The following is a 24,964-nucleotide window of genomic DNA, read 5'->3' as shown; positions in this document are numbered from 1 at the left end:
AAATGAATGCGGTACAATTACTAGCAACAGCTTCAACTAGTTCAAAGGTGAACAAAATTGGAAATATGTTACACAATCAGAAAGTCAAAGCGGACTCAAATGAGTTTAGTCAACTTTTAGATAGTGTGATACATGGATCTTCAATCGTTGAAAAAGCAAAACAAAATGATTTAGAGGGTTCATCCTTAACAGCTACCGAAATGGTACCTGTTAGTGATATAGAAATTAAATGGGATGAATTGCTATCAGCTTTTGATCAGTTATTTGAAACGTTGCCTATGCTAGAAGGCTTTATAGATCCAGAGTTGCTACAAGACGCAGACTTACTTGGGTTATTCAATCAAATTCCCCTGACTTTACAGCAGCTTTTAACAGAATTTATCCAAACAGGCAGTTCTTTTGAGGGATTATTATCCCAAACAGAAAAAGGCAGTTTAGAACAACTTGGTTTATTATTGATTACGGCTTATCAACTCGATAAGAAAGGTCAATTTCCCGAACAATTTGAACAAAAAGAAATTGTAAAAGTAATACAAAATCTAATAAATGACAAACTAGGTGTTCACTTAACAAGTAATCCGGTTAATGTTTCAACATTTCTGAAAGAACTTGTACCATTAATTGAGAAAAAAAGTTCTACTGAATTAGGAAAAAATAAAATTCCTATGATTGCTGACCAACCAATTCAACAGAGCAATACGGAGATTAGACAGGCTATTCAGAATGTGTTATACAGCAGTTCAGCTGAGAGCAACAATAGAGCATCAAACAACGATCCACATGCTCCTGTTGATAAGATAACAAATTTAAATCAAAGCGCTCACTCTAAACAAACAGTTGATGTAGATATATTCGATCAATTATTAACTAATTCCGTAAAAGATGGCGGTTCTGTAAATCGTATACAGCAGTATGTATTAACTGTGCAACAACCGGGAACAGGTTCTACACTGCCGGAAGATCAGATTTTAAAGCAACTAAAAAACATTATGAGTCAAAGTAAACTTACAACATCTATAAATGGTACAAATCAATTGCTGATCAAATTAAATCCGGCCCATTTAGGTTCATTAACTATTAAGCTATCAGAAACAAATGGTGAAATGGTGGCTCGTATTATTGCTTCTTCAGCTACTGCCAAAGAGGTGATCGAATCTAATCTCAATTCACTAAGACATGTGTTTTCAACACAAAACATTAGTGTTGAGAAGTTTGATATCCAATATCAAGGAGATAGCCAATTTAAGGGAAGTAATAAGGAAGATAGCCAACAGCATGAATCAAAACAAAAACAACAAGACACGGATAATCTCAAAGATGATTCTTCAAATTCAAATTCGTTCCAAGAAGAATTATTCAATATGATGATATAGGGACGAGGTGACAAAATAATGACTAATACAATTGATTCAAGTCTATTTTTAGAAAACTATAAGCAAACACATAGAAATACTCCATCAAATTCATTGGGAAAAGATGAGTTTTTAAAAATATTAATGGTCCAATTGCAAAACCAAGATCCACTAAACCCAATGGAAGATAAAGAATTTATTGCACAGATGGCACAATTTACATCATTGGAGCAGACTACTAAAATGGCTTCTTCACTCGAGAAATTTATTGACTTTCAAAAAAGTAACGCACTAAGCTCTTATGTAGGTTGGATTGGGAAAGAGATTGACTGGGAGACCGTAACGGAAAATACAGATGATAATGGAAAGGAATTAGAACCAACCATTGAATCTGGAAAAGGAATAATAGAGTCAATTGTTAATAATAAGGACATGGTTGAAATTCATCTGACTGATGGGAAAGTTATTTATCAGGATGAAATTAAGAAAGTGAAAAATCAGCCTGAAACATCATATGAAAATCAGCTAGCGATAGCTAGCCAAATGATCGGAAAAATGGTCTCTTGGCTTAATGATGATAATATGGTAGAAGAGTCTGTAGTTAGATCTGTTCAAACCAAGAATGGCAGCATAATATATGAATTAGCTAACGGGACTTTGGTCAACGGTAATCAAATAAACAAAGTGACGAATCAATAGTATTAATATGAACTTATAATTAAATAGGTGGTGGAATCGTGGATTTTCGTATACATCAATCAAACTACCATCCACTCTCACACATAAAAAAACAACATGGAAATCAACCAAAGGTAAATACGGGGTCATCCTTTAAAGAGTTATTAAATAATATAGATAGTTCTACGTTAAAAATTAGTAAACATGCAGAAAAACGCCTAAATGAAAGAAATATTAAAATTGATCCAGAGCTTTGGACCAAGATTGAGAAAAAAGTTAATGAAGCCAGGATAAAAGGAGTTCATGACTCTCTTGTTGTAACAGAACAAGCTGCGCTAATCGTTAGTGCAAAAAATAATACGGTGATCACAGCGATGGACCGCAATGAGGCAGCTGAACAGATATTTACCAATATAAATGGAACGATTCTAATCTAAAGATTTAAGAGCTGGACCGTAAGGAAGCTCGATTACGTTGCTGACCGACAGATGCAACGAATTATATATTAAAGGGAGCGAATATAAATGTTACGTTCAATGTATTCAGGAATATCAGGTCTTAAAAACTTCCAAACTAAGTTGGATGTTATTGGTAATAACATCGCTAACGTAAATACGTATGGATTTAAAAAAGGAAGAGTTGTGTTTAAAGATTTATTTAGCCAACAAATAGCTGGAGCAAGTGGGTCAAGTGCAACAAGAGGTGGTATTAACCCAAAGTCAATCGGATTAGGTACACAACTTGCAACGATTGATACTATTCATACACCAGGAAGTACCCAAACTACGGGTAGAGCGTTGGACTTAGCGTTAAACGGAGATGGATATTTTATTGTCGGAACTATTAATGATACAAGTGAATTTAATCCTGATCCATCAATCGACACAACTGATGGAAACCAACTTGTTGGTGAAAGCATTGAAACAGATATGTCTATTAATTATACAAGATTAGGAAATATCTACTTTGATAAAGATGGATATTTAGTTAACGGCGATGGTATGTATTTAATCGGTGAAGCTGCAACTAAAGCACCATCAGGTACACCTTGGGTATTAAGTGGAGAACCTGGGTTGATACAAATCCCAACAGATGCGCAAAGTTATAGTATTGGTGGAGATGGAACTGTTTCGTTTGTGGATGCAAATGGAACATTAAGTGTTGCCGGACAAATTAGACTTGCAAAATTTGCTAATAACAGTGGATTAGAAAAAGTTGGGGAGAACTTATATAAAGAAACAACTAACTCTGGTGTACTTGATACAGATGATACAGAAGGCATCCAATTAGTGGAAATGTTAGCGCCCGGAACTAACGGCACAGCTACAGTTCTATCCGGAGCCGTTGAAATGTCAAACGTAGATTTATCAGAGGAATTTGCTGAAATGATCGTTGCCCAAAGGGGTTTCCAAGCCAATACAAAAATCATCACAACTTCAGATGAAATTTTACAGGAATTGGTAAATCTGAAACGATAAAGTTGGGAGGTAGGAGCTAAGCTCAGCCGCTTAGCTCCAAAATCACTTGATAAAACTAACGCGATTAAACGGTCAGAGCTTTTATTTAAATGCGCTATATATTGAACAACTTCAATCTTTTCCTGACACAACGATTACATTGTCGAATGGTAAAAAAATTGTCGTGCGAGAAAATGAACTAGATGTTATTCTTTTAATTAAGGAATTTTACGGAGACATAAATATCATTGGTTCAATAAATAAACAAAAAAGGGAGGGGGATTAATTGTTTAAAAATAAGCTAGTAGGTACGATGATCGTAATATTAATTACTATCACATTAATTGGTGTAGTTGCTTTATTTGTCATTACTAATTTCACGAAAAATGAGAGTAATCCTCCAGAACCTACAATCGACGAAATTTTAGAGCTGTCTATAGATACTGAAGAAATAACAACTAACTTAATTGATGGTTCTTATGTAGTAATTAAATTAAAAATACAGACTGATAGCAAAAAAGCAAAAGCAGAGTTACAAAAACGAGACTTTCAAGTTGATAATATTCTAATACAGGAACTAGCATCGATGAAATCCACTCAATTTACGAGCAAAGAAGGACTAATTGAGGTCGAAGAGCTGCTGAAAATGAGAATAAATGAAATTCTTCAAGAAGGTATGGTCCAAAAAGTATATATTACAAATCGACTTGTACAATAAAAAGGTTCCTACATATGGAGCATATATAGGGAGGTGAGGTTGATTGGCAGAAGAAGTTTTGTCCCAAAGTGAAATAGATGCGCTGCTTTCAGCATTGTCTGCAGGAGAGATGAATGCAGATGAACTTAAAAAAGAAGAAAAAGAAAAAAAGGTTAAGGTTTATGATTTTAAGCGGGCTTTACGTTTTTCGAAGGATCAAATCCGAAGTCTGTCAAGGATTCATGAAAACTTCGCGCGACTGTTAACGACGTATTTTTCTGCACAGCTCAGAACATATGTGCATATTTCGGTTGCATCTGTTGACCAGCTCCCATATGAAGAATTTATCCGCTCTATTCCAAAAATGACAATTCTGAACGTCTTCGAGGTACCACCGCTTGAAGGTCGACTTTTAATAGAGGTTAATCCTAACATTGCATATGCTATGTTAGACCGTGTTCTTGGTGGAGTTGGCGTAAGTATCAATAAGGTTGATAATTTAACCGAAATTGAAACGAAGGTAATGTCCAACTTATTTGAAAAAGCAGTTGAAAACCTGCAGGAAGCATGGACTTCTGTTGTTGAAATCGATCCAATTCTAACCGATTTTGAAGTGAATCCTCAATTTCTGCAAATGGTTTCACCTAATGAAACGGTTGTAGTCATTTCATTAAATACTACGATTGGGGAAACAAGTGGCATGATTAATATTTGCCTTCCTCACGTAGTACTTGAGCCTATTATACCGAAACTTTCTGTACATTATTGGATGCAGACATCTAAAAAAGAACCTTTGCCTGAGGAAATTTCTTTACTTGAAAAAAGAATAAAAAAAGCTCAGCTTCCTGTACAGGCAATTTTAGGTGAGTCAATGATAAGTATACAGGAATTTTTAAACCTTAATATTGGTGACGTAATTCAATTGGATCAGCAAATTGATAAACCGTTAACAATTAAGGTTGCTGATCATCCGAAATTTGTTGGTCAACCGGGAACAAAGAAAAATAAACTTGCTATCCAAATACTTGAAAGATATATGGGAGGTGACGAAGATGGTGAGTGATGATATGCTGTCACAAGATGAAATTGATGCATTATTAAGAGGCAGTGATGACAGTAGTGATTTTGGTAATAGTGGATTGAACGTTGACCTCCCATTAGTGGAAGATTATTTGTCTTCAATGGAACAAGATGCGTTAGGAGAAGTAGGTAATATTTCTTTTGGTAGTTCTGCGACTGCACTTTCTACGTTATTAAACCAAAAGGTTGAGATTACTACACCAACTGTGTCAGTCGTTCAAAGAAACCATTTGGCGGATGCTTTTCCTCAACCTTATGTGGCTGTCCAAGTCAGATATACAGAAGGATTCAGAGGCTATAATGTGTTAGTAATAAGACAGAGGGATGCATCAATTATTGCAGACTTAATGTTAGGTGGAGATGGTACTAACCCTACGGAAGATTTGGATGAGATTCACTTAAGTGCTGTCCAAGAAGCAATGAATCAAATGATGGGTTCTGCAGCAACTTCAATGTCGACTATTTTTAGTAAAAAAATTGATATATCGCCACCTAGTATTGATGTTCTTGATTTTATTCAGGGAGCCGGTACAGATCGTATTCCTGAAGACGAGGTGCTTGTACAAATTTCGTTTAACTTAAAGATTGGTAATTTAATCGATTCCAATATTATGCAATTGTTACAAATTGACTTTGCAAAAGAAATGGTCGAAAATTTGTTGAATCCGCAACCGGATTTTGGACCAGAATTAACTGAAGGAACAAATCATGATTCACAAAGTCCATTTAATCATGCAAATACTAGACCGACTCCATCAGAACCTGCAATGCAACAACAAGTACAGCCGATGGATAATCAACCTAACAATACCTCGATGCCAAATTATCAACAAATGGGAAACTTTGCTCAACCACAAATACCTGTAATGCCGACTTTTAATGGTCCGCAGCATATTGGCGCGGGTCAAGCTAATCCAGCAAATGTTCAGCCAGCAGTATTTTCATCCTTTGAGCAACCACATGCGCTACCACAAGAAGTTGGGAACTTAAATATGCTGTTAGACATTCCATTGCAAGTAACAGTAGAGTTAGGTAGAACAAAGCGGTCTGTACAACAGATTTTGGAGCTTTCATCTGGATCTATCATAGAGCTAGATAAATTAGCTGGTGAACCGGTTGATATTTTAGTTAATAATAAGCTGATTGCTAAGGGAGAAGTAGTTGTAATTGAAGAAAACTTTGGAGTCAGGGTAACTGATATTATTAGCCAGACAGACCGAATAAGAAAATTACAATAAAAAATGGGGGACTTTCAAATGGCAGGAAGAATTTTAATAGTAGACGATGCAGCTTTTATGCGTATGATGATTAAGGATATATTAACGAAAAATGGGTTTGAGGTTGTTGGTGAAGCGGCTGATGGCGTTCAAGCAGTTGAAAAATACAAGGAACTAAACCCTGATTTAGTAACAATGGACATTACAATGCCTGAGATGGATGGGATTACGGCGTTGAAAGAAATTAAGAAAATAGATGGCAATGCGAAGATTATTATGTGTTCTGCAATGGGCCAACAAGCTATGGTAATAGATGCGATTCAAGCTGGTGCTAAGGATTTTATTGTCAAGCCTTTTCAAGCAGATCGTGTAATTGAAGCTATTAAGAAAACATTAGGATAGTAAAGAAGGTGGCAACTGTTGTTGCGATATTTGCTAGTTTTAACAATTATGGCTATGTTATTTACTCCGTTTGGACAAGCTGTCCAAGCGGAGACTGGAAAAACAGTTAATGACATGTTTAATACGCCTGAAAACAAGAATGTTAATGAACAAGTTGAGATTGAACAAGATCAAAATCAAAATAAACCAGAAACAAATAATGGTAATCAATCTGAGCAAGAAACTACTGAAACAGACATACCTGAATTTGAGAGTCAGTTTTCATGGTTCGATTTCGTTAAAATGTTCTTTGCGTTAGGCATAGTAATAGCCCTCATTTATATTATTTTGCGATTTATTAATAAGAAAAACCAATTGTTTGGCCAAATGAGAGCGATGGAAAATCTGGGTGGGCTTTCTCTTGGTACGAATCGCTCTATTCAACTTGTTCGAATCGGGGAGCGAATATTTGTAGTAGGTGTTGGTGAATCTATTCAATTATTAAAAGAAATTACTTCACCTGAGGAAATTGAACAGTTAACGAATAAAACTCAAACCCAACCGCTGGATATTAGTCAAACAATATTAAATAAATGGTTACCTAGTAAAGGACAACAAAATGAAAGCAAAGGGACGCAGATGGATTTTCGCAACTTATTGAAAGACCAATTAAGTGAATTGTCTGAGGGGAGAAAAAAGATCTATGAAAAATTTAAGAAGGATCAAGACGAATGAATGAATTCATACCTGGAATTGATCTAGATCTTTTTAACAGCGATGATCCAACAAATGTTTCAACAACCGTTCAATTAATTCTTCTTTTAACAGTCCTTTCAATTGCACCAAGTATTTTAATTTTAATGACAAGCTTTACGAGAATTGTGATTGTTCTTTCTTTTGTGAGAACATCTTTGGCGACCCAGCAAATGCCACCTACGCAAGTATTAATAAGCTTAGCATTATTTTTAACATTTTTTATTATGGCACCAACTTTTTCCGAAATTAATGACCAGGCGCTGGCTCCATTTTTAAATGGTGAAATAACACAAGAAGAAGCTTTTGAGGAAGCAGCAAAACCGATTAAAGCGTTTATGAGTAAGCATACAAGAGAAAAAGATTTAATGCTTTTTATTGAATATGCGCAAATGGAAAGACCACAGTCTTTAGATGATATTCCATTAACGGCACTCGTTCCAGCTTTTGCAATCAGTGAAATTAAGACCGCATTTCAAATCGGTTTCATGGTATTTGTACCATTTTTAGTCATTGATATGATCGTCGCAAGCGTACTTATGTCAATGGGGATGATGATGCTCCCACCAGTAATGATTTCTTTACCTTTTAAGATTTTATTATTTGTGATGGTAGACGGATGGTATCTAGTCGTGAAATCTTTACTATTAAGTTTTTAAGGGTGATTAAATGAACTCGCATTTTATTATAGGACTGGCCGAACAAGGAATTATGACTGTACTTTGGGTCTCGTTGCCGCTTTTATTATTAGCATTGGGAGTGGGTTTAATTGTTAGTATTTTCCAAGCTACGACGCAAATTCAAGAACAAACGTTAGCATTCATTCCTAAAATTTTAGCTGTACTAATTGGAATGGTTTTTTTTGGTCCTTGGATGCTTTCGCGAATTATTGACTACTCATATCAAATCTTTAATAATCTCCATAAATTTATAGGTTAAATAGCTATGGTTGATGTTATTAATCAATTTCCGGTGTTCTTACTAATATTTATTCGTGTTACGTCGTTTTTTGTGACCGTCCCTCTCTTTTCTTATCGGAACATACCTAACAGTTATAAAGTGGGTTTATCTATTTTTTTATCATATTTAATGTTTTTTTCATTGGAGCGTCCAATTTTAACGATAGATGAAACATATTTCATGCTAATTTTAAAAGAAATTCTAGTAGGATTGATGATTGGGCTTATTGCTTTTATGATTATGTCAGCTATTCAAATTGCCGGTGGTTTTATAGATTTTCAGATGGGTTTTGCGATTGCTAATGTTATTGATCCGCAAACAGGGGCTCAAAGTCCAATTACCGGTCAATATTTATATACATTTGCCTTGCTATTATTACTAGTTGTGAACGGGCATCATTTATTATTAGATGGAATTTTCTATAGCTATAAATTAATTCCTTTGGAACAACCTTGGCTACCACTTGGAAGTGAACGGTTAGCTGAATTTGTAACGAAAACCTTTAATACTATGTTTATCATTGCTTTCCAAATGGCCATTCCTATCGTTGGTTGCTTGTTCTTAGTGGACTTGGCTTTGGGCATTACAGCTAGAACAGTACCACAGTTAAATATATTTGTTGTTGGATTACCTCTAAAAATATTAGTCAGTTTTATATTGCTTATTATTACTATGCCTGTTTTTATTATGCTATTTCAGCAATTGTTTGAAAGTATGCTTCATACAATGCGTGGGTTTATGGAGATTATTGGGGGCGTATAATTAATGTCATTCTATGTTGAACTTGATTTGCAGTTTTTTTCAGGCGAAAAAACAGAAAAAGCGACGCCGAAAAAACGACAAGACGCACGTAAAAAAGGTCAGGTTGCTAAAAGTCAAGATGTCAGCAGTGCTATCATGTTATTTTTTGTGTTTTTGCTATTAATGTTTATCGGCACTATGATGAAGGACGAGATGTTAGCACTGCTCACCCATACTTTACAAGAATATATGCTCTGGGACTTTACTGAAGAAAATATTGAAAAAATGTTTCTTGAATACACATTCCAAGCTGCCTATTTTGTAGCCCCTATCATGCTTACTGTTTTTATAGCTGGTCTAGCTGCTAACTATATGCAGTTTGGTTTTTTATTTTCAAGTGAGACTATTCAGTTTAAATTAGAAAAAATAAATCCAATTCAAGGTGCTAAAAGAATCTTTTCAATTCGCGCTATAGTTGAAATGTTTAAATCAATTTTAAAAATTTTAATCGTTGGAACAGGTGCTTTTGCGATCCTATGGATAAATTTTGATGGTGTTTTATTGCTATCACAACAGGGTGTTGGCGCTTCACTAGCTTTTCTAGGCAAGATAACAGTACAGATGGGAATAACGGTTTCAATCCTACTTATTATCCTATCAATATTTGATTATGCTTATCAGAAATTTGAACATGAAAAAAACCTTCGTATGTCCAAACAAGATATTAAAGATGAATATAAGAACATGGAAGGTGATCCTAAAATCAAATCTAAGATTAAAGAAAAACAAAGACAAATGGCGATGCAACGAATGATGCAAGAAGTACCTAAAGCAGATGTTGTTATAACGAATCCAACCCATTATGCCATCGCATTAAAATACGATGAAACAAAATCCGATGCCCCCATAGTGGTAGCAAAAGGTGTAGATTATATTGCTCTAAAAATAAAACAAGTTGCAAAAAACAACGACGTAATAATGGTTGAAAACCGACCATTAGCAAGAGCGTTGTATGCCCAAGCAGAACTTGGGGATCGTATTCCTGAACAATTTTTCAAAGCTGTAGCTGAGATTTTAGCTTATGTATATCGTTTAAAGAGGAAAATATAGCAAAGTGCTGAAGGTAATCTTCCTTTTTGGGGCTGACCAAGGCGCTTACGCTTTTCGATATTATTTCTGATTGGGGAGAATTTTAATGACAGCAAGAGATCTTCCAGTATTGTTTGGAGTTATCTTAATTATAGCGATGCTTGTTATCCCGTTCCCAGGGTGGTTATTAAGTGTACTCATTATTATTAATATAACCCTAGCTTTAATCGTGATCCTTGTCTCGATGAATATGAAGGAAGCTCTTGAATTTTCTATCTTCCCATCATTATTGTTACTCTTAACATTATTTAGATTGGGTCTTAACGTTTCTACGACAAGATCTATTTTATCAAAGGGAGAAGCTGGTGGAGTAGTCGAGGCGTTTGGATCATTCGTAATTGGTGGAAATGCATTAGTAGGTTTAGTTGTGTTTTTGATCTTAATAATCATTCAATTTATGGTTATTACAAAAGGTTCTGAACGTGTGTCTGAAGTGGCGGCACGTTTTACATTAGATGCAATGCCAGGTAAACAAATGAGTATTGACGCAGACTTAAATGCTGGTATGATCTCTGATTCAGAGGCAAGAGTTCGACGTGAAAAAATCCAGCGGGAAGCGGATTTTTATGGAGCAATGGATGGAGCTAGTAAATTTGTTAAAGGTGATGCTATTGCTGGAATTATCATAACGATTATTAACATTGTGTTTGGGATTATTATTGGAATGGTGCAAATGGATTTAAGTTTTGGAGAATCGTCCCAACGATTTACATTACTGACTGTTGGTGATGGCTTAGTGAGTCAAATACCAGCGCTCTTAATATCTACAGCAACTGGTATAGTTGTTACTAGAGCTGCATCAGATGGTAATTTAGGGTCTGATGTCATGAGCCAAATGTTTGCATATCCAAAGCTTTTATATGTGGCCGGAGGTACAATTGCAGGATTAGGTTTATTTACACCGATTAATGACATTTTGACTTTACCAATAGCAGGTTTATTAGCTGCAGGAGGTTTTTATCTAAGTAAAAATGAAACTCGAATACAAGAAATAGAAACGGCAGTAGCGGATGAAGATGTGGAAATGGATGATATGAAAAGTCCTGAGAGTGTTGTAAATTTATTGACAGTTGATCCAATTGAATTCGAATTTGGATATGGACTCATTCCGTTGGCAGATACTAATCAAGGTGGAGATTTACTTGATAGAATAGTAATGATTCGTCGGCAATTAGCAATTGAATTAGGTATAATTGTTCCCGTTGTTAGAATTCGCGACAATATTCAATTACAACCAAATGAATATCGAATAAAGATTAAAGGAAACGAAATGGCGAAGGGTGAACTATTACTCGACCATTATATGGCGATGAGTCCTGGTATTGAAGATGAAAGTATCGAAGGGATTGATACAGTAGAACCTGCTTTTGGCTTACCAGCTAAGTGGATTTCCGAAGAAATGAAAGAAGCTGCTGAGTTATCAGGTTATACAGTTGTTGATCCTCCTTCTGTTGTTTCGACACATATTACAGAAATCATAAAAAATAACGCTAATGCTCTTTTAGGACGTCAGGAAACAAAACAATTGATAGATCACTTAAAAGAATCATACCCAATTTTAGTAGAAGAAGTAACACCAGATCCATTATCAATTGGTGATATCCAAAGAGTTTTAGCCAAGCTTTTAAAAGAGAGAGTATCGATTAGAAATTTACCAATTATTTTTGAAGCGTTAGCTGATTATGGCCGATTGACTAATGATACAGATTTGTTAACAGAATATGTTCGACAGGGACTATCAAGACAATTAACTAGACAATATTTGCTTGATGGTGACGATTCGCTAAGAGTAATAACTCTTTCAGGTAAAGTCGAAAAAACGATAGCAGAAGGAATACAGCAAACTGAACATGGTAATTATTTATCACTTGATCCAAACACTACCCAAGCTTTAATTGAAAATATTGCGGGGGAAATTGACAGGGTTTCGATGTTAGAGCAGTCTGCGATAATTTTATGTTCTCCTGCTGTCAGAATGTATGTTAAGCAATTAATTGAACCGTATCTGCCAACAGTCCCGATTCTATCGTATAATGAATTAGAATCAACTGTAGAAGTGCAGAGTGTTGGGGTGGTGAACATTGAATGAAAGTAAAAAAATTTATCGCTCCTTCGATGCCGGAAGCGATGAAAATGATTAGAAATGAACTTGGACAGGATGCTGTTATTCTTAATTCAAAAGTTGTCCAAAAGGGCGGTGTTTTTGGTTTTTTTACAAAAAAAAATATCGAAGTAATTGCTGCGGTGGATCCGCACCCACTACCTAAAAAGCCAACTGTCCCAAAACAGCATTATGAAGAGATAAATAAAATCTCTAAAAATGTTGAACAAGAAGTTCGTAATAAAACAAATAATGATTTGTTAAAAGAAATCCAAGGTTTAAAAGCAATGATGAAAGAGTTCTCAGACAATGGTAACCGGGATAGTTTCGAACATTATCCCGGTCCTCTAAGACAATTACATCAACTTCTAATTGAGCAGGAAATTGATAATGCCATTATAAAAGATACTATGGGTCACTTGCTAGAGAAGTGGTACATAAATAAAGGTGAAGCGACATCTGAAGAAATAGTAAGTTGGGTTAAGGAGTATTATATTCATAAATTAGAGCAACTGCCTTTCGGGGCCATCAATTATTCAAAGAAATTTATAAACGTTGTTGGTCCAACAGGAGTAGGAAAAACAACAACTTTAGCAAAAATAGCTGCACAAGCGGTCCTTAAGTATAACAAAAAGGTTGCGTTTATCACTACCGATACGTATAGAATTGCTGCAATTGATCAATTAAAAACCTATGCCAAAATATTAAATATTCCCTTGGAAGTTACTTATACTGTTGATGATTTTAAAAAAGCAAAGGATCGTTTTTCTCACTTTGATCTAGTTTTAATTGATACTGCAGGAAGAAACTTTAGGAATAAACAATATGTTGAAGATTTAAAATCGGTAATCGAGTATGGAGAAGATTTAGAAACAATTCTTGTACTGGCACTAACTTCAAAATATGATGACATGATTGAAATTTATCAACAGTTCTCGGTGATAAATATTGATAAGCTTATTTTTACAAAAGTAGATGAAACTGCTAAGTATGGATCAATGCTAAACTTAATAACTAAATATCAAACAGGTGTTGCCTATTTAACAACCGGGCAAAATGTTCCCGATGATATAGTTGAGGCATCACCAGAATCGATTACTAATATAGTCCTTGGGGTAAACAAAAATGATGGATCAAGCTGAAAAATTGCGCCGTAAAATTGAACAATTAAAAAATGGTTCCCACCCGTCTAAAGCGATCGCGGTGGTTAGTGGTAAAGGTGGGGTTGGAAAATCAAACTTTTCGTTAAATTTTGCCCTAGGTTTATCAAAAGCAGGTTCTAACGTGCTATTATTTGATATGGATATAGGAATGGGTAATATTGATATTTTAATGGGGGTTACTCCAACACATAATATTGTGAATGTTTTTGAGAACGGGATGCCTTTAAAAGACATTATTGAAAAAGGTCCTCAAAATTTATCATATATAGCCGCTGGAACCGGGTTATCAACTTTATTTACATTAAATGATAGTAAATTGGATACATTTCTAAACCAGTTTGAAGACTTGTTAACAGAGTACAACTATATCATTTTTGATATGGGGGCAGGGATATCAAAGGAAAGCTTGAATTTTATTATGGCTGTTCATGATATTTTTGTGATCACGACACCTGAACCAACTTCTATTACTGATGCCTATGCGATGATGAAATATATCCATTTGAAAGCCTCAGAATTACCTTTTTATATTTTAGTGAATAAAGCGTTTTCTGAAAAACAAGCCTTATCTACCTTTAATCGACTTAGCAAGACAATGAAACATTTTTTGGATAAGGATATAGCATTGCTAGGTGATTTACCCGACAACAATATAGTAAGAAAAGCTGTGAGCCAACAAGTGCCTTTCTCTATTTATGCACCTGACTCCAATGTTAGTCGATCAATGGATAAAATTGTAACACGTTACTTAAAAAATAATCTAAACCAAAATGGGATTACTTCTTCCTATAGCTTTATTGCTAGACTAAAGCAATATCTTTTGGAAAGGTAGGGAATATAGGAGTGAAGCAGATACGCGTTTTAGTTGTAGATGATTCTGCGTTTATGAGAAAACTTATTTCTGACTTTTTGAATGCTGATTCCCGTTTCCTTGTAGTTGCAACTGCAAGGAATGGGAAAGATGCAACTAATAAAATAAAAGATGTTAAACCAGATGTGGTGACACTTGATGTTGAAATGCCTGAGATGAACGGAATTGATACATTAAAATGGATAATGAATGAATATCCAACACCTGTTATTATGCTTTCTAGTACAACCCAAATTGGTGCCGAGACGACATTATTAGCAATGCAAAACGGTGCGGTTGATTTTATCGCTAAACCTTCGGGTGCCATTTCATTAGATCTTCACAAAGTTAAAACTGAAATCATTACTAAGGTGGAACTAGCGTCTAAGGCAAATATTCGAGAATTGTCTTCAAAGAATTCTAAAAAACAAACTAAAGTAGAAGATACAAAATTGGACGTTAATTCTACTGTTACTCCAACTTCGCCTTCTGCTAATTCAAAGTTTTTTCCCATTCACAATAAAAAGCTTTTATGTATCGGAACATCGACTGGTGGCCCAAGAGCTCTTCAACAAGTTTTGACAACATTACCGGCAACTATTGAAGCACCGATTTTAATAGTACAGCATATGCCTGCTGGATTTACAAAATCGCTTGCAACAAGGCTGGACGCACTATGCAAAATACATGTAAAAGAAGCTGAAGAAGGGGATGTATTAATAAAAGGAACTGCATATATAGCTCCTGGTGGATATCATCTAAAAGTAAAGGCTATTGGTACATCTGTTGCTTGTTATTTAGACCAAACAGACACTAGAAACGGTCATCGTCCATCCGTTGATGTGCTATATGAATCTGTTAGTCAACTGAAAAATTATTCAAAGGTTGCTGTGATTATGACTGGTATGGGGACAGATGGCACAAAAGGTTTAAGAGAACTAAAATCGTCTGGGGCTACAATTGCAATTGCTGAATCTGAGGAATCATCGATCGTATTTGGGATGCCTAAATCTGCTATTACAACTAATTTAGTCGATGAAGTCGTGCACTTAGAACATATCTCCTCCGTGATCTTAAAGTATATTGATGTTTAAAAAGAGGTGTTTACAATGGAAACTAGTCAATATTTGGAAATGTTTATCGATGAAAGTAAAGAGCATTTACAATCCATAAATGAACAGTTACTTGCATTAGAGGATAGTCCTAATGATTTAGCAATTGTTAGCGAAATATTTAGGTCAGCACATACATTAAAAGGTATGTCAGCAACAATGGGGTATGATGATTTAGCAAACTTAACACATAAAATGGAAAATGTCTTAGACCTTATAAGGAATAAAAAAATTGATGTAACACCGGATATTTTGGATGTTGTTTTTCAATCGGTTGATGATTTAGAGGCAATGGTAAATGATATAGCAAGCGGAGGAAATGGTAAACGAGATGTGACAGAAGTCGTTTCAAAATTATTAATGATTGAAAAAGGAGAAGATCCAAATACCATTAATAGTAAAGGGACAGATTTATCATCAGGCCAAAAAGCTGTTAAGTCAATCAGCAATAAAGTTGAGAAATTTGATCAATTTGAATTGACCGTTATAGAACAATCAATGGAACAAGGGTTTAGTAGTTTTCAAATAACCGTTAAATTAAGGGACGACTGTTTATTACGAGGTGCTCGAGTTTTTATGGTGTTTGAAATAATCGAACAAATCGGCGAAATTATTAAGTCTAATCCCCCGGTTGAGGATCTTGAAGAAGAGCGTTTTGATTTCGAATTCACGGTAATTGTCGTTTCTAAAGAAAACGGAGACGATATTGAAAAAAGGATTATGAAAGTTTCAGAGATTGAAAGTGTAATAGTTACAGAACTATCAATTGATGACATTAAATCAGAGCAATCCAAGCCAGAACAAGATAAAAAAAATGAAGAAACAGCAACAAGTATAAGTAACTCTCTAGGAACTAACGAATCCAAAAGTGATGAAGTGAAGGAAAAAGAAAAATCTAAAGGTCAAAATGTCACAAATAAAACAATCCGTGTAAATATCGAAAGATTAGATATATTAATGAATCTATTCGAAGAGCTTGTTATTGATAGAGGAAGGTTAGAGCAAATTTCTAACGATTTAAATAATGCAGAATTACATGAAACTGTTGAAAGAATGTCTAGAATTTCAGGGGATCTCCAAAATATTATTTTAAATATGCGAATGGTTCCAGTTGAACAGGTCTTCAATCGATTTCCTCGAATGGTGAGACAGCTTGCTCGTGATCTAAATAAAAAAATCAACTTAGAGATTATAGGAGCTGAAACAGAGCTAGACCGTACAGTTATTGATGAAATTGGTGACCCGCTTGTACACTTAATTCGCAATGCTATTGATCATGGTATCGAAACCCCAGAAGAACGTATTAAAAAAGGCAAACCTGAAACTGGAACCGTCGTCCTAAAGGCATTTCATAGTGGCAATCATGTATTTATTGAAATCGAGGATGATGGTGCTGGTATTAATCGTGAAAAGGTATTAACCAAAGCTATCGAACGTGGCGTTGTAACAGCAGAAGCAGGAGCTAATTTGACGAATAAGCAAGTTTATGAATTAATTATGGCCTCAGGTTTTTCAACTGCTGATGTAATTTCAGATGTTTCGGGTCGTGGCGTAGGCTTAGATGTTGTGAAAAATACCATCGAATCACTAAGCGGTTCTGTAACAATAGATTCGAAACAAGGAGAAGGTTCTATTTTCTCTATTCAACTTCCACTTACATTATCAATTATCTCGGTAATGCTAGTGGAAATACAAGATGAAAAATATGCGATTCCATTATCATCAATCATTGAGACTGCGATTATTAAGAAGGAAGACATCCTTAATGCTCATAACCAAAAAGTTATTGATTTTAGAGGAAAGGTAGTACCGTTAGTGTTCCTGAAAGATATTTTTGAAGTACCTGTAACAAAAGAAGAAGACGGCTTCTTATCGGTTGTGATTGTTAGAAAAGGGGATAAAATGGCTGGTCTTGTCGTTGATTCCTTTATAGGGCAGCAGGAAATTGTATTGAAATCTTTGGGGAATTATTTAAACTCTGCGTTTGCTATCTCAGGAGCTACTATTCTCGGCAATGGTCAAGTTGCTTTAATCATTGATTGCAATGCCTTAATAAAGTAACTGACGAAGGATATTGTGCATGGTAAAGGAGGAAGAGAAATGTCTGAAACTGAAATCAAGGATCTAAAGGTTATTGTCTTTCAATTAAAAGATGAGGAGTATGGGATACCAGTACAGCAAGTACAGTCTATAGAGCGTATGCAACATGTCACAAGGGTTCCTAAGGTTTCTAAGTTTGTTAAGGGAGTTATGAATTTAAGAGGTGTTGTGACACCAATCATTGATTTGCGAAAAAGATTCGGTATCGAGGACGTAAACTATTCCGATAGCACACGGATTATTATTGTTAGTGTAAAAGATATGGAAGTAGGTTTAATTGTTGACGCAGCAAATGATGTAATTGATATTCCGGACGGGGCTATAGAACCGCCACCTGAGGTAGTTGGAGCCATTGAGGTTGAATATCTTAGAGGAGTGGCTAAGCTTGAGAATCGATTACTAATTTTATTAAATTTAGATAAAGTGTTAAATGGTGAAGAAACAAAAGAATTAAAAGTGTTAGAGGGTTAGTGGCATGTCTTTTATTGAAAACATTAAAAGTCACCATTTAGATATATTGAGAGAAGTTGGTAACATAGGTGCTGGAAATGCCGCTACAGCACTTTCAACTATTCTTGGTAAGCAAATAGATATGACAGTGCCGAATGTGAAAATTGTTTCCTTTGATGAGATGATGGACTTAGTCGGTGGTGCAGAAAATGTTATTGCATCCGTGTTCCTAAGAATTGAAGGGGATGTCCCTGGAAGTATGTATTTTATGTTACCGCTTGAACAGGCAACCAAATTTATTGTATTGATGACAGGTGAAGAGGATTTTTCGTTCGATTTACCTCCTTATTCAGAAATGTCGGTTTCTGCTCTACAAGAGCTAGGTAATATATTATCTGGATCCTATTTATCAGCGCTGTCTGATTTTACTCATTTAAATTTATATCCGTCCGTTCCTGAACTTGGAATCGATATGGTAGGTGCGATCTTAAGTTATGGACTAATTGAACTATCACAGGTAAGCGATTATGCTATTGTCATTGATACTGCTGTAGGGGAGCATGTGGATTTTTATGATAGTGTAAAAGGACATTTCTTTCTACTGCCAGATCCAGACTCTTTTGGCAAAATCTTCAGTGCGTTAGGAGTTCCTGTTGATGAATGAGACTGGACTTATTGTGAAGGTCGGGATTGCCGACATGAATGTGGTTGAATCCCCAAACCTCATTCGTACTTCCGGGCTTGGCTCCTGCGTTGGAGTCGTTATTTACGATACTCAAAAAGAAATTGCAGGTCTTGCCCATATTATGTTACCTGATTCATCATTGGCCAAGACAGGGTCTTTAAACATCGCTAAATATGCTGACACTGCTGTTGAGGAATTGTTAAATCGGATTCTATCACTTGGTAGCCGTCAACTTAACCTGAAAGCAAAAATTGCAGGTGGTGCTCAAATGTTTCAATTTTCATCGAAAAATGACATGATGAGGATAGGTCCTCGAAATGTTGAGGCGGTCAAAAAAGAATTACAGCGTTTCCGGATTACACTAACTGCAGAGGATGTTGGGGGAAATAGCGGGAGGACAATTGAATTTAACCCTAAATCCCGCAAATTAAATATACGAACTGTTAATCAAGGAGTAAAGGATATTTGAGTAGGAATATAGGGCTTATTATGATTTTTTCTGGTTTATTAGGTTTCAGCCTTGTCTTTTTTTTAGCGTTGAATAGTAATACCGTTGAGACAGCGATTAAACGTGGATTGCTCTCATTTCTTCTCTTTTATTTAATCTGCTTCATCCTATGGTGGGTAATTACAGCTAGTTTAACAAATACTAATGAGGCTCCTGCAGTTGAAAATAAATTAAACATTCAAAGTAATGACAAGCCAAACGCTGAAACTTTCTCTAATATTTCGAATGAACAAGAGATTGAATTGGGGACTGAAGTTTTTTACAATACATCTCAATATGTGCGGGAATTATTAGAAAAAGATCAGAATTGATTATCATTCTAGTATCGTCTACGTTATTGAGTGATGATTTTATACGATTCAGGGTGATTAAATACATGTAAGCTTTGTAAAAGGAGGAATACGAGTGACGCAACTATCATCAAGTGAGGATCAAATATGGCAAAGATGGATCAAGACCAAAGATCCTCAAGCTGGTGATTCACTAATTCGTCTATATATGCCTCTAGTCAACTATCATGTGCAAAGGATATCTGTTGGGTTACCTAAAAGTGTAAATAAAGAAGATATTAAAAGTTATGGCTTATTAGGCCTATATGATGCTTTAGAAAAATTTGATTATACAAGAGAATTAAAGTTTGATACATATGCATCCTTTAGGATTAGGGGTGCTATTATCGATGGACTGCGGAAGGAAGATTGGCTACCGCGTAGTATGAGAGAAAAAACTAAAAAAATAGAAGCTGCTAATGAGCGACTAGAGCAAAAGTGGATGCGAAATGTAACTGTAAAAGAAATAGCTGATGAAGTTGGGATGAGTGAAGAGGAAGTTCAACAAGTAGTGACAGAGGGGTTCTTTTCAAATATTCTATCCATCGATGAAAATAATAAAGATTCTGAGGAGTCAAAAGAATCAATCGGTTATACAATTCGTGATAAAAATACTTTATCTCCTGAAGAAACGATTGTAAAAGAAGAATTACATGCAGAACTAGCTAAAACGATTCAAGATTTAAATGAGAAAGAACAACTAGTTATAAGTTTATTTTACCATGAGGAGTTAACATTAACAGAAATAGGACAGGTCCTTAACTTATCTACTTCTCGAATATCGCAAATACACTCGAAAGCATTATTTAAACTACGCAATACGTTAAATAAAATTGTAGCAGTTTAAGTGTGAAAAAAAATGTGGGCCCATTAGTTATTTTTTATAAAAATGAATGGGAAGTGAAGGAAATGAGCTTAAAATTAATAGAATTGCAAGTTGCACTTCCGAGGACACAAGATATTGGTAAACTACAAGAACAGCTTCAACAAAAAGGACAGCATACTCAAGATCACTTAGCTGCTGTCAATCATAAGCAAGATAAGCAAAAAAGAAAACAGGTAAATAAACAAGAAAAAACTAATCAAAGTCATTTTCATAACAAAAATCAACATCAATCTTTTGAATTACGTGCTGTTATAAAAAATAAACAGCAAGAAAATATAAGTCCTCCGCATCCCTATAAGGGGATTACGATAGATATCGAGGGATAATATGCTACCATTTATGCTTACAATTAGCTTTATTTTACATATTTTGGCCTTTTTTTGGATTATGTTATTAACTCTAAAACTCAATCGTAACAATGAAATAGAATCAACCAATATCCAAAAAGAAATCGAAGATATTTTACAAACATATTTAACTGAAATGAAAGACGAAAATGAAAAACTCCTGAATCAAATTGAAAAATCAGGTAATACTAATAACGTTGTTCATACTGATGTTATATCAGGCTCTAAAAGACAGGTTGACACAATAAAGCGCAATACTATATCTACATATAAAAGACTTCCTACAGAAGTAAGTGACAAACCGGTTAAACAGCTGTATAGAAATACAACGCCACCGAAGGAAGAGCCTATGACTCTCGAACAACCCAAAAAAGAATATGTACCACCGCAACCATCAAGTGATGATCAGTTTGTACCCTCCTTAACATCGCAAGTTCTTTTATTAAATGAGCAAGGATTTACACCAAACCAAATTGCTCAAAAACTTAATAAAGGGCAAACTGAAATTGAATTATTATTAAAATTTAGGCAAGAAAGTAAGGAAAACACTTGATAGATTAAGACCAATATGATATAGTAACTTTCGGTGTTAAATACACACGTTCGTTGATTAAAGTAATGGTGCTGCAAAAGTAGTTTTACTTTAAGATGAAACGGGCGGCGGAATAAAAACCATTAGGAGGAAAAAAGAATGTCAGTAATTTCAATGAAACAACTTTTAGAAGCTGGTGTTCACTTCGGACATCAAACACGTCGTTGGAACCCAAAAATGAAGCGTTACATTTTCACAGAGCGTAATGGAATCTATATCATCGATTTACAAAAAACTGTGAAGAAAGTAGAAGAAGCTTTTAATGCTATGAAGGAAATCGCTGCTAATGGCGGAACAATTTTATTCGTAGGTACTAAAAAGCAAGCGCAAGATTCTGTTAAGGAAGAAGCAGAACGCTGTGGAATGTACTATGTTAACCAACGTTGGTTAGGTGGTACACTAACAAACTTTGAAACAATTCAAAAGCGTATCAACCGCTTAAAGCAAATTGAAAAAATGCGTGAAGACGGTACATTTGATGTACTTCCTAAGAAAGAAGTTGTAAATCTAAACAAAGAATTAGAGCGTCTTGAAAAGTTCTTAGGTGGTATTAAAGAGATGAAAGCTATTCCAGATTGCTTATTCATTATTGATCCACGTAAAGAGCGTATCGCTGTTGCTGAAGCACATAAATTAAACATCCCAATCATTGGTATTGTTGATACAAACTGTGATCCAGATGAAATTGACTTTGTAATTCCAGGAAATGACGATGCTATTCGCGCTGTTAAGCTTTTAACTGCAAAGATGGCTGATGCTATTCTTGAAGCTAAACAAGGTGAAGAAGTAACTACTGCTTAATTAATTAAGTTGAATTGAAGGTGGTAAGAGGGAACATGCCTTTTATCACCTTTTTTGAAGAATTATATGCATGAACTTTTTAATACATAACTAATTACCAAGGAGGAAATTAATATGGCCGTAACTGCACAAATGGTAAAAGAACTTCGTGAAAAAACTGGTGCTGGAATGATGGATTGTAAGAAAGCACTTACTGAAACTGATGGTGACATGGATAAAGCGATTGATTATCTTCGTGAAAAAGGCATAGCGAAAGCTGCTAAGAAAGCGGATCGTATTGCTGCTGAAGGTACAACATTGATTCAAACTGATGGAAATACTGCTGTTATTTTAGAAGTAAACTCAGAAACTGATTTTGTTGCAAAGAATGAAGGCTTTAAACAATTAGTTAACGAGCTAGCTCAACATTTATTAACACAAAAGCCAGCAAGTGTTGAAGAAGCACTTACTCAAAATATCAATGGAACAACTGTTGAAGAGCATATTAATTCAGCAATTGCAAAAATTGGTGAGAAAATTTCTTTACGTCGTTTCCAAGTGCTAGAAAAAGAAGATGGCGATGCATTCGGTGCTTACTTACATATGGGAGGACGCATTGGTGTTGTAACTGTTCTTGGGGGCACTGATGAAGAAACAGCGAAAGATGTGGCAATGCATGTAGCAGCTGTTAATCCTCGTTATGTTTCTCGTGATCAAGTTTCTCAAGAAGAAGCAGATAGAGAACGTGAAGTATTAACACAGCAAGCTCTTAACGAAGGAAAGCCTGCTAATATTGTAGAAAAAATGGTAGAAGGCCGTTTAGGTAAATTCTTTGAAGATATTTGCTTACTAGATCAAGCATTCGTTAAAGATCCAGATCAAAAAGTTGGCAAGTATGTACAATCTAAAGGTGGCACAGTAAAAGGATTTGTACGCTATGAAGTTGGAGAAGGAATGGAAAAGCGTCAAGAAAACTTTGCTGAAGAAGTAATGAATCAAATTAAAAAATAATGAAAAGCAGTAATCAAATAGGGAACACTGAGTGTTCCCTATTTTAAGAGGTACGGATCGATTCTAATGCTTTTTGAGAATGCTATGCCGTGTTTCTATGTTGACATTTTGTTTACCCTAATAAAATTTAAAGGGTTAAAATGTTGGAAAATCGTAACTTGCCATTGTGCGAGTTCGAGTTTTTCTAAAAAATGAGTGAACAGTTGGAGGTTGTCATGACAAAACCTAAGTACAAGCGTGTAATCTTAAAGTTAAGTGGTGAAGCACTAGCCGGTAAGAAAGGTTTTGGTATAGAGCCCTCTGTCATAAACAGCATTGCTAGCCAAGTTAAAGAAATTGCTGAAATGGATGTAGAGGTAGCGGTTGTTGTTGGTGGAGGAAATATTTGGCGTGGTAAAGTTGGTAGTGAAATGGGAATGGATCGCGCTACTGCTGATTATATGGGTATGCTTGCAACTTGTATGAATTCATTAGCCTTACAAGATAGCTTAGAAAGCTTTGGGGTACAAACGCGAGTGCAAACTTCGATTGAAATGAGGCAAGTGGCAGAACCATACATACGAAGAAAAGCTATCCGCCACTTAGAAAAGAAACGAGTGGTTATTTTTGCTGCCGGAACTGGGAACCCGTATTTCTCAACAGACACAACAGCAGCATTAAGAGCAGCGGAAATAGAAGCCGATGTAATTCTAATGGCAAAAAATAATGTTGACGGCGTATATAGTGCAGATCCGACGGTTGATAAGACAGCTGTTAAATATGAGACACTATCCTACTTAGATGTTTTAAAAGAAGGGCTAGCTGTAATGGATTCTACAGCATCATCCCTATGTATGGATAATGATATTCCATTAATAGTGTTTTCAATTATGGAAGAAGGAAATATAAAACGTGCAGTTCTTGGTGAAAATATCGGAACGATAGTAAGGGGGAAATGATAATGGGCCAAACAGTTCTTAAAAATGCAAAAGAAAAAATGAATAAAGCAATCCAATCTTATAAGCGTGAATTGGCAACGATACGGGCAGGAAGAGCCAATCCATCTATTTTAGATCGCATTCAAGTAGATTATTATGGAGCACCAACTCCTTTAAACCAGCTATCTTCTATTACTGTACCTGAAGCTAGACTATTAGTTATCCAGCCTTATGATAAATCCGTTCTTAATGATATTGAAAAAGCAATCCAAAAAGCTGACCTTGGATTAAGTCCATCAAACGATGGTAATATAATTCGTATTTCAATCCCTCCATTAACAGAGGAACGTCGTAAGTCATTAGTAAAAGAAGTAAAAGGTTTAGCAGAAGAAGCAAAGGTAGTTATTCGCAATATCCGTCGTGATGCAAACGATGATTTGAAAAAGCTTGAAAAAGATGGTCAGATTACAGAAGATGAACACAGAGGATTTAATGAGGACGTTCAAAAAGAAACAGATGCACATATTAAGGAAATTGATAATATAACAAAAGAAAAAGAAAAAGAAATAATGGAAGTATAGGCCATTTCACGATACAATATATATTACTAGAAACCCTCTATTGACATTTAAGGGGGTTTTTTTAATAATGTCGGAATTTATCTATTC

At 35.3% G+C, this 24,964-nt stretch carries 30 protein-coding genes; all 30 read left to right on the top strand.

Annotated elements, in window-relative coordinates:
* The first annotated feature begins 2 nt into the window (after window positions 1-2).
* The 30 genes from C1724_RS11610 (at window position 3) to frr (ending at window position 24,877) form a co-directional block, all read left to right on the top strand.
* Window positions 3-1,373, top strand: a complete 1,371-nt coding sequence (locus C1724_RS11610; protein WP_102346943.1) for a flagellar hook-length control protein FliK — start codon at window positions 3-5, stop codon at window positions 1,371-1,373.
* A gap of 18 nt (window positions 1,374-1,391) precedes the next feature.
* Complete coding sequence (gene flgD / locus C1724_RS11605) at window positions 1,392-2,051, top strand: flagellar hook assembly protein FlgD (RefSeq protein WP_102346942.1); 660 nt, start codon at window positions 1,392-1,394, stop codon at window positions 2,049-2,051.
* A gap of 38 nt (window positions 2,052-2,089) precedes the next feature.
* Window positions 2,090-2,467 carry a TIGR02530 family flagellar biosynthesis protein gene (locus C1724_RS11600; RefSeq protein WP_102346941.1) on the top strand — a complete coding sequence of 126 codons (378 nt, stop codon included), beginning with the start codon at window positions 2,090-2,092 and terminating at the stop codon, window positions 2,465-2,467.
* A gap of 87 nt (window positions 2,468-2,554) precedes the next feature.
* Window positions 2,555-3,508, top strand: coding sequence for a flagellar basal body rod protein FlgG (gene flgG, locus C1724_RS11595; RefSeq protein WP_102346940.1), 954 nt, complete (start codon window positions 2,555-2,557; stop codon window positions 3,506-3,508).
* A 46-nt stretch (window positions 3,509-3,554) separates the two neighbouring features.
* Window positions 3,555-3,773, top strand: coding sequence for a flagellar FlbD family protein (locus C1724_RS11590; RefSeq protein WP_102346939.1), 219 nt, complete (start codon window positions 3,555-3,557; stop codon window positions 3,771-3,773).
* The gene (gene fliL / locus C1724_RS11585) at window positions 3,774-4,205 is read left to right on the top strand and encodes a flagellar basal body-associated protein FliL (RefSeq protein ID WP_102346938.1); all 432 of its coding nucleotides are present in this window, start codon (window positions 3,774-3,776) and stop codon (window positions 4,203-4,205) included. It begins immediately after the preceding gene.
* Window positions 4,206-4,248: 43 nt separating this feature from the next.
* Window positions 4,249-5,247 (top strand): flagellar motor switch protein FliM, encoded by a 999-nt coding sequence (gene fliM / locus C1724_RS11580; RefSeq protein ID WP_102346937.1) that lies wholly within the window; start codon window positions 4,249-4,251, stop codon window positions 5,245-5,247.
* Window positions 5,237-6,502 (top strand): flagellar motor switch phosphatase FliY, encoded by a 1,266-nt coding sequence (gene fliY / locus C1724_RS11575; RefSeq protein ID WP_102346936.1) that lies wholly within the window; start codon window positions 5,237-5,239, stop codon window positions 6,500-6,502. The genes fliM and fliY overlap by 11 nt, the downstream gene beginning before the upstream one ends.
* Window positions 6,503-6,520: 18 nt before the next feature.
* Window positions 6,521-6,883, top strand: coding sequence for a response regulator (locus tag C1724_RS11570; protein WP_102346935.1), 363 nt, complete (start codon window positions 6,521-6,523; stop codon window positions 6,881-6,883).
* Between the two features lie 21 nt (window positions 6,884-6,904).
* Window positions 6,905-7,597, top strand: coding sequence for a flagellar biosynthetic protein FliO (gene fliO, locus C1724_RS11565; RefSeq protein WP_102346934.1), 693 nt, complete (start codon window positions 6,905-6,907; stop codon window positions 7,595-7,597).
* Window positions 7,594-8,274: a flagellar type III secretion system pore protein FliP gene (fliP, locus tag C1724_RS11560; RefSeq protein ID WP_102346933.1), complete on the top strand. Its 681-nt coding sequence runs from the start codon at window positions 7,594-7,596 to the stop codon at window positions 8,272-8,274. The genes fliO and fliP overlap by 4 nt, the downstream gene beginning before the upstream one ends.
* Window positions 8,275-8,284: 10 nt before the next feature.
* Window positions 8,285-8,554, top strand: a complete 270-nt coding sequence (gene fliQ / locus C1724_RS11555; protein ID WP_102346932.1) for a flagellar biosynthesis protein FliQ — start codon at window positions 8,285-8,287, stop codon at window positions 8,552-8,554.
* 6 nt (window positions 8,555-8,560) lie between these two features.
* Entirely contained in the window at window positions 8,561-9,337 is a 777-nt protein-coding gene (gene fliR / locus C1724_RS11550; RefSeq protein WP_102346931.1) for a flagellar biosynthetic protein FliR, read from the top strand.
* 3 nt (window positions 9,338-9,340) lie between these two features.
* Window positions 9,341-10,426, top strand: coding sequence for a flagellar biosynthesis protein FlhB (flhB, locus tag C1724_RS11545; protein ID WP_102346930.1), 1,086 nt, complete (start codon window positions 9,341-9,343; stop codon window positions 10,424-10,426).
* A gap of 85 nt (window positions 10,427-10,511) precedes the next feature.
* Window positions 10,512-12,554, top strand: a complete 2,043-nt coding sequence (gene flhA / locus C1724_RS11540) for a flagellar biosynthesis protein FlhA (protein ID WP_102346929.1) — start codon at window positions 10,512-10,514, stop codon at window positions 12,552-12,554.
* Window positions 12,551-13,708, top strand: a complete 1,158-nt coding sequence (gene flhF, locus C1724_RS11535; protein ID WP_102346928.1) for a flagellar biosynthesis protein FlhF — start codon at window positions 12,551-12,553, stop codon at window positions 13,706-13,708. The genes flhA and flhF overlap by 4 nt, the downstream gene beginning before the upstream one ends.
* Window positions 13,692-14,561, top strand: a complete 870-nt coding sequence (locus C1724_RS11530) for a MinD/ParA family protein (RefSeq protein WP_102346927.1) — start codon at window positions 13,692-13,694, stop codon at window positions 14,559-14,561. The genes flhF and C1724_RS11530 overlap by 17 nt, the downstream gene beginning before the upstream one ends.
* An 11-nt stretch (window positions 14,562-14,572) precedes the next feature.
* Window positions 14,573-15,673, top strand: a complete 1,101-nt coding sequence (locus C1724_RS11525; RefSeq protein ID WP_102346926.1) for a protein-glutamate methylesterase/protein-glutamine glutaminase — start codon at window positions 14,573-14,575, stop codon at window positions 15,671-15,673.
* Window positions 15,674-15,688: 15 nt separating this feature from the next.
* Complete coding sequence (locus C1724_RS11520) at window positions 15,689-17,752, top strand: chemotaxis protein CheA (RefSeq protein WP_102346925.1); 2,064 nt, start codon at window positions 15,689-15,691, stop codon at window positions 17,750-17,752.
* Between the two features lie 39 nt (window positions 17,753-17,791).
* A complete protein-coding gene (locus C1724_RS11515) occupies window positions 17,792-18,262 on the top strand; it encodes a chemotaxis protein CheW (protein WP_102346924.1) in 471 nt (156 codons plus the stop codon).
* A 4-nt stretch (window positions 18,263-18,266) separates the two neighbouring features.
* Complete coding sequence (locus tag C1724_RS11510; RefSeq protein WP_102346923.1) at window positions 18,267-18,905, top strand: chemotaxis protein CheC; 639 nt, start codon at window positions 18,267-18,269, stop codon at window positions 18,903-18,905.
* Window positions 18,898-19,395: a chemotaxis protein CheD gene (locus C1724_RS11505; RefSeq protein WP_102346922.1), complete on the top strand. Its 498-nt coding sequence runs from the start codon at window positions 18,898-18,900 to the stop codon at window positions 19,393-19,395. The genes C1724_RS11510 and C1724_RS11505 overlap by 8 nt, the downstream gene beginning before the upstream one ends.
* On the top strand, window positions 19,392-19,745 hold the full coding sequence (locus tag C1724_RS11500) for a hypothetical protein (protein WP_102346921.1): 354 nt from the start codon (window positions 19,392-19,394) through the stop codon (window positions 19,743-19,745). The genes C1724_RS11505 and C1724_RS11500 overlap by 4 nt, the downstream gene beginning before the upstream one ends.
* A gap of 94 nt (window positions 19,746-19,839) precedes the next feature.
* Window positions 19,840-20,610, top strand: coding sequence for a FliA/WhiG family RNA polymerase sigma factor (locus tag C1724_RS11495; RefSeq protein WP_102346920.1), 771 nt, complete (start codon window positions 19,840-19,842; stop codon window positions 20,608-20,610).
* A 2-nt stretch (window positions 20,611-20,612) separates the two neighbouring features.
* Window positions 20,613-20,975 carry a hypothetical protein gene (locus C1724_RS11490; protein WP_102346919.1) on the top strand — a complete coding sequence of 121 codons (363 nt, stop codon included), beginning with the start codon at window positions 20,613-20,615 and terminating at the stop codon, window positions 20,973-20,975.
* A gap of 1 nt (window position 20,976) precedes the next feature.
* Window positions 20,977-21,549 (top strand): coupling factor for flagellin transcription and translation, encoded by a 573-nt coding sequence (locus C1724_RS11485; RefSeq protein ID WP_102346918.1) that lies wholly within the window; start codon window positions 20,977-20,979, stop codon window positions 21,547-21,549.
* A 138-nt stretch (window positions 21,550-21,687) separates the two neighbouring features.
* On the top strand, window positions 21,688-22,389 hold the full coding sequence (rpsB, locus tag C1724_RS11480) for a 30S ribosomal protein S2 (protein ID WP_102346917.1): 702 nt from the start codon (window positions 21,688-21,690) through the stop codon (window positions 22,387-22,389).
* A gap of 114 nt (window positions 22,390-22,503) precedes the next feature.
* Window positions 22,504-23,379 carry a translation elongation factor Ts gene (tsf, locus tag C1724_RS11475; RefSeq protein WP_102346916.1) on the top strand — a complete coding sequence of 292 codons (876 nt, stop codon included), beginning with the start codon at window positions 22,504-22,506 and terminating at the stop codon, window positions 23,377-23,379.
* A 215-nt stretch (window positions 23,380-23,594) separates the two neighbouring features.
* Window positions 23,595-24,317: a UMP kinase gene (pyrH, locus tag C1724_RS11470; RefSeq protein WP_102346915.1), complete on the top strand. Its 723-nt coding sequence runs from the start codon at window positions 23,595-23,597 to the stop codon at window positions 24,315-24,317.
* 2 nt (window positions 24,318-24,319) lie between these two features.
* A complete protein-coding gene (frr, locus tag C1724_RS11465) occupies window positions 24,320-24,877 on the top strand; it encodes a ribosome recycling factor (protein ID WP_102346914.1) in 558 nt (185 codons plus the stop codon).
* Window positions 24,878-24,964: the final 87 nt, after the last annotated feature.

This window comes from Bacillus sp. Marseille-P3661 (assembly GCF_900240995.1).
Lineage (GTDB): Bacteria > Bacillota > Bacilli > Bacillales > Bacillaceae_J > OESV01.
This window is presented reverse-complemented; position numbering and strand designations above follow the sequence as displayed.

Excerpts from the sequence above, each read along its gene's own strand:
- C1724_RS11610 (WP_102346943.1), top strand. The coding sequence starts at position 3 with ATGAATGCGGTACAATTACTAGCAACAGCTTCAACTAGTTCAAAGGTG.
- flgD (WP_102346942.1), top strand. The coding sequence starts at position 1,392 with ATGACTAATACAATTGATTCAAGTCTATTTTTAGAAAACTATAAGCAA.
- flgG (WP_102346940.1), top strand. The coding sequence starts at position 2,555 with ATGTTACGTTCAATGTATTCAGGAATATCAGGTCTTAAAAACTTCCAA.
- fliY (WP_102346936.1), top strand. The coding sequence starts at position 5,237 with ATGGTGAGTGATGATATGCTGTCACAAGATGAAATTGATGCATTATTA.
- C1724_RS11570 (WP_102346935.1), top strand. The coding sequence starts at position 6,521 with ATGGCAGGAAGAATTTTAATAGTAGACGATGCAGCTTTTATGCGTATG.
- fliP (WP_102346933.1), top strand. The coding sequence starts at position 7,594 with ATGAATGAATTCATACCTGGAATTGATCTAGATCTTTTTAACAGCGAT.
- fliQ (WP_102346932.1), top strand. The coding sequence starts at position 8,285 with ATGAACTCGCATTTTATTATAGGACTGGCCGAACAAGGAATTATGACT.
- fliR (WP_102346931.1), top strand. The coding sequence starts at position 8,561 with ATGGTTGATGTTATTAATCAATTTCCGGTGTTCTTACTAATATTTATT.
- flhB (WP_102346930.1), top strand. The coding sequence starts at position 9,341 with ATGTCATTCTATGTTGAACTTGATTTGCAGTTTTTTTCAGGCGAAAAA.
- flhA (WP_102346929.1), top strand. The coding sequence starts at position 10,512 with ATGACAGCAAGAGATCTTCCAGTATTGTTTGGAGTTATCTTAATTATA.
- flhF (WP_102346928.1), top strand. The coding sequence starts at position 12,551 with ATGAAAGTAAAAAAATTTATCGCTCCTTCGATGCCGGAAGCGATGAAA.
- C1724_RS11530 (WP_102346927.1), top strand. The coding sequence starts at position 13,692 with ATGATGGATCAAGCTGAAAAATTGCGCCGTAAAATTGAACAATTAAAA.
- C1724_RS11520 (WP_102346925.1), top strand. The coding sequence starts at position 15,689 with ATGGAAACTAGTCAATATTTGGAAATGTTTATCGATGAAAGTAAAGAG.
- C1724_RS11515 (WP_102346924.1), top strand. The coding sequence starts at position 17,792 with ATGTCTGAAACTGAAATCAAGGATCTAAAGGTTATTGTCTTTCAATTA.
- C1724_RS11510 (WP_102346923.1), top strand. The coding sequence starts at position 18,267 with ATGTCTTTTATTGAAAACATTAAAAGTCACCATTTAGATATATTGAGA.
- C1724_RS11505 (WP_102346922.1), top strand. The coding sequence starts at position 18,898 with ATGAATGAGACTGGACTTATTGTGAAGGTCGGGATTGCCGACATGAAT.
- C1724_RS11485 (WP_102346918.1), top strand. The coding sequence starts at position 20,977 with ATGCTACCATTTATGCTTACAATTAGCTTTATTTTACATATTTTGGCC.
- rpsB (WP_102346917.1), top strand. The coding sequence starts at position 21,688 with ATGTCAGTAATTTCAATGAAACAACTTTTAGAAGCTGGTGTTCACTTC.
- tsf (WP_102346916.1), top strand. The coding sequence starts at position 22,504 with ATGGCCGTAACTGCACAAATGGTAAAAGAACTTCGTGAAAAAACTGGT.
- pyrH (WP_102346915.1), top strand. The coding sequence starts at position 23,595 with ATGACAAAACCTAAGTACAAGCGTGTAATCTTAAAGTTAAGTGGTGAA.
- frr (WP_102346914.1), top strand. The coding sequence starts at position 24,320 with ATGGGCCAAACAGTTCTTAAAAATGCAAAAGAAAAAATGAATAAAGCA.